The sequence below is a fragment of the Parasynechococcus sp. genome (assembly GCF_042954245.1).
In the GTDB taxonomy this organism is placed as follows: Bacteria; Cyanobacteriota; Cyanobacteriia; order PCC-6307; family Cyanobiaceae; genus Parasynechococcus.
Window position 1 is genome coordinate 1 of record NZ_JBGKDP010000133.1, and the last position, 2,022, is coordinate 2,022.

Genomic DNA, 2,022 nt, shown 5'->3' on the forward strand with positions numbered 1-2,022 from the left:
TTGCTGATCTTCTGGCATCCACCCAGGCAACGCAGGGGCAGGTGACGGCGACAGGCCCGCGCATCCAGAAGCGTCGCGGTGTTGAGATCAAATCAGCCCGTGAAGTGAAGATCATGCGTCAGGCCAGCCATATCGTCGCCACCGTGCTGCGGGAGGTGATGGGAATGGTGGAGCCAGGTCAGACGACGGGAGATATTGATGCCTATGCGGAAAAACGCATCCGAGAGATGGGGGCGACCCCAAGTTTCAAGGGCTATCACGGTTTTCCGGCGAGCATCTGCGCCAGCATCAACAACGAAGTTGTGCATGGCATCCCCAGTCCGAAGCGTGTGATCCGCCAGGGCGATCTGCTGAAGGTGGATACCGGCGCCTACTTCGAGGGCTACCACGGCGACAGCTGCATCACGATCTGCGTGGGAGATGCGCCCCAGGAAGCACAGACCTTGAGCCGTGTTGCCAAGGAAGCCTTGATGGCTGGTCTGAGCCAAGTCAAAGCAGGCAACACATTGCTGGACATCGCTGGAGCCGTTGAAGACCACGTCAAGGCCAACGGTTTCAGTGTCGTGGAGGATTACACCGGCCACGGTGTCGGCCGGAACCTGCACGAAGAACCTTCCGTGTTCAATTTCCGCACCGACGAGCTTCCCAACGTCACCTTGCGTCCTGGCATGACCCTGGCGATTGAGCCCATCCTCAATGCCGGCAGCAAGGCATGCCGCACCCTGCGGGATCAGTGGACCGTTGTGACCCGCGATGGCTCGCTCTCGGCGCAGTGGGAGCACACCGTTTTAGTGACCAGTGATGGATGCGAAATTCTCACGGATCGCGGCGACTGAGGATCCGGCTGTAGGCCCGCCGTCCAAGCTCGGTCAGGGGCATCAAGACATAAGTCAGTGGGTTTGGCGTCACGATCACAAGGCGAAAGCCCCAGCTCGCCTGGCGCAGCACCTGGGTTGCGACGAAATCTGCGCTCATCACCCCAATCGGATTGAGCGATGAGCGAAAGGGGCCGAGCACCAGCTTGCGCAGGATCAGGGCTTCGCGGCCTGAGGCATCAAGCACCGCACCGCGGATGCTCACCAGCTGTCCCAACATCCGCTTGGTGAGTTCATACACAGGACTCACTGCAGGCTGAATTTCAGCCTCCGAGGTGTTGATCCACACCTCCCTCGTATCGCTCTGCGGCGATGCTCTGCTGATGGCCTCAAATCGCTGCATCAGCCGCCAGCTGCTCAAGGTGTTGATCTCCAGCGCCTGATTGATCACCTCGGGGCTTTGGCCGCCTTGAGGATTGATCCCATGGTTCAGGACCAGAACATCGAGCTCCGCCAGATCGGCATCCAAGCTGGCTTCGTTGCCGCAGCTCCAGCTCACCCAACGGTGTGGACCATCCGCTTGCTCTGGAGGTATGGATCCGTGGGTGAAACCGATCACGTGGGCGCCTGCGGCACGGAAGTAACGGGCCAGGGCTGCGCCAAGGGCTCCACGAGCGCCTGTGATGCCGATCCGTTTGCCGAGGAAGGGAGACTGGGCCATGGGGCCAGCTTGGGGCATCCTTGAAGCGAGCGGAGCAAGAATCAAGCACCAGCTGTGTCAGAGTCGCCCAACTGGTTCTGTTCGCTCCCTACTGCGGTGGCGTCAGTCACGAGCAGGATCTATCCACAGCCCTGCAGATCCTGGGCAGTGGCAAACTGCAGGGGCGGCGTCCCGTGGCCGAAAGCGATGGACACCCCTACGAGCTCCGCTGGCATGGGGTTGTTGCACCGATGGAGAGGCTAGATTGCCAGCTTTGTTTTCCCGGTCATCCTGAGGGAGATTTTGATTTCGCCGTCACCACCCATCAGCTGGTGGTCTGGCTGATGGATCGTTCCCATCCGCAGCCGTCGGAGCCGGATCTGCCCGATGGGTTCTGGCAGTGGTTGTTGATCGAGCGCGGAGATGCTCCTGAACAGGCCTAGATTTAGTGGTGTTAGGCATCACCTCCATGGGAACGACACTGTTGATCGGATCGTGTGAGCCGTT

Annotated in this window: 3 protein-coding genes; 2 read left to right on the top strand and 1 reads right to left on the bottom strand. The window is 60.2% G+C overall.

The features are described 5' to 3' along the window. Positions 1 to 836 (top strand): type I methionyl aminopeptidase (gene map, locus ACGVJ8_RS05920; RefSeq protein WP_392346309.1); only part of this gene is annotated, 836 nt, incomplete at its 5' end. Here map and ACGVJ8_RS05925 read toward each other — a convergent pair. Next, positions 817 to 1,554, bottom strand: a complete 738-nt coding sequence (locus tag ACGVJ8_RS05925) for an SDR family oxidoreductase (protein WP_392346311.1) — start codon at positions 1,552 to 1,554, stop codon at positions 817 to 819. The genes map and ACGVJ8_RS05925 overlap by 20 nt on opposite strands. Positions 1,555 to 1,556: 2 nt before the next feature. On the opposite strand from ACGVJ8_RS05925, the gene ebsA reads away from it, so the two are divergent. Next, positions 1,557 to 1,958, top strand: coding sequence for a type IV pilus biogenesis protein EbsA (gene ebsA / locus ACGVJ8_RS05930; protein ID WP_392346313.1), 402 nt, complete (start codon positions 1,557 to 1,559; stop codon positions 1,956 to 1,958). The last annotated feature ends 64 nt before the right edge of the window (positions 1,959 to 2,022 follow it).